1 protein-coding gene is annotated in these 1,961 nt (G+C 42.5%); it reads right to left on the bottom strand.

Going from position 1 to position 1,961, the window contains the following annotated elements:
* Window positions 1-104 precede the first annotated feature (104 nt).
* Complete coding sequence (locus tag NJ959_RS28965) at window positions 105-1,589, bottom strand: CAP domain-containing protein (RefSeq protein ID WP_254015221.1); 1,485 nt, start codon at window positions 1,587-1,589, stop codon at window positions 105-107.
* Between the last annotated feature and the right edge of the window lie 372 nt (window positions 1,590-1,961).

The following is a 1,961-nucleotide window of genomic DNA, read 5'->3' as shown; positions in this document are numbered from 1 at the left end:
AGGGGATGGCAGCCCCTTGTTAAAATTTGCTAGAGGAGAATGTCCTAACCGCTGTGGAAGTTGCTAGAATTAACTATTTTTGCCGTGGTAAGAAAGTCAGTGATTTACGCAACAATTTGGAAGTCAGCTACCATTAAAACTGGTGCTATAGTGGCAGAATTGTTATCGTTATCGATAGTAGCAAACCTTGCCCCTGTGCCATAGCCACTGACTGAACCATTTTGATTAAAGAATAAGTTGCCAGTACCCAGACTGTACACAATCTGTGCCATACTTATTGCCGCCAATGAATCAGTATTAACTATGGCAATTTGAGCCGGAGTAATCGCGCCGAATGTAGTTTGATCCAGGACAATTTTATCCACACCGCTGGCAAAATCAGTAACCTTATCGACACCGAAAGCAGATGAGGTGAAGGCACTATTTGAATCAAATACAAAGAAATCACCACCAACGCCACCAGTTAGGATATCATTGCCAGCATTTCCATTGAGGCGATCGCTACCATCACCACCAATCAAGGTATCAACACCGAGACCTCCAACTAGGATATCATTACCTGCACCTCCTAAAAGGCGATCGATCCCGTCACCACCATCAAGTTGGTCATCGCCGTTGCCACCATCTAGGGTATCGTTGCCAGTACCGCCGAATAGCATATCGTTGCCATTCAGCCCATTGAGGATATCATTTCCTGCCAAACCACTAAGGGTATCGTTGCCATTGCCACCCGTCAGGGTATTATTGGCACTTGTACCAGTGAGGGTAACGCCAGGAGTTGGAGTAACTGGCAATTTATCTGTTGCTAAATCTAGTTTAAAATTAAGTGAACCCAGGGTAACTGTTTGAGTAACAGTTGTACTCAATCCTCCACCAGAGAAACTAACAGTATAAGTGCCAGGATCAAGGGCTAATTGATATCCACCGGAAGCATAGGTGAAGGTACTAAATAATTGGTTATCTGATTGGCGCAGGGCATTAACTGTAATCCCGCCTAATCCTTCACCAACGGTATAAAAATCATCATCCGTTACCAAATCATTAAACGCTACCCCAGTGATAAATGACGCTGTACCAGATTTAGCAAAATTCTGAGTCGTCATCACAGCATTGTAACCTTGGAATACCCCAGTGAGGGTACCGATACCAATTTCCTTGAAGTTATCGTTGAGGATATTCTTACGATGCCCTGCGCTATCGAACAAGTTATCATGTTCGGCAGCCACAAATGCAGTCACATTTGGTGTACCTGTGGTTCCCATCCAGGCAATATTTTCACCCCAAGTCCAACTACCAGTAAATTGATATCCAGCCCCTTGCATTCGAGCGCCGGGATTGCTACCATTTATTCCTGTGTGGGAGAATATATCAGTGTCCAACATCCATTGACTGTGCTGACGTGATGAGTTAATGAGTTGGAGGTTAAATGCTAGAGCTTGTTTTGGAGTATTAGAAATAGTACCCGGTGCTAAATCTTCATTGAGAGCCGCAACATAAGGGTTACGATCTACTTCAGCCTGGGGATTCAGGCGAGCGCGATTCACCAGCTCAAGCATATATTGTTCCTGAGCGGTAGGTTCAATTGTCATTACCATTTGTTTTTGTCCTTCCTTAAAATTTGCACAAACTTGTTAGCAAGGTTATATTCCTCGCTTAAGTTACTGCTGATACACTTCTGAGTTCAAGTCAAGCTCAGACCATTAAATTTGGTCTAAAATTAGTATTTGGACATGATTGACACAGTGAATATTAACGTGGTATAATCCCTGGATTATTATTTTTGATCACAAAAAACACACCAATAAAACTAGTCTCTTAAATTAGACTTAATGAGAAGCTGAACGATCTAGCTTGCCAGCCACTTAATATTCACTGCTTTCATCAGTCTCTACAAATATTACATGATTTGATCGAGCTGTTATATGAAGATTTCAAGAAGATACGATCGAGGGAGAATGGGG

The sequence above is a fragment of the Limnofasciculus baicalensis BBK-W-15 genome (genome assembly GCF_024178385.1).
Lineage (GTDB): Bacteria > Cyanobacteriota > Cyanobacteriia > Cyanobacteriales > Coleofasciculaceae > Limnofasciculus > Limnofasciculus baicalensis.
Note: the sequence above shows the minus strand (reverse complement) of the source record. Positions and strands in the feature narration are given on the sequence as shown.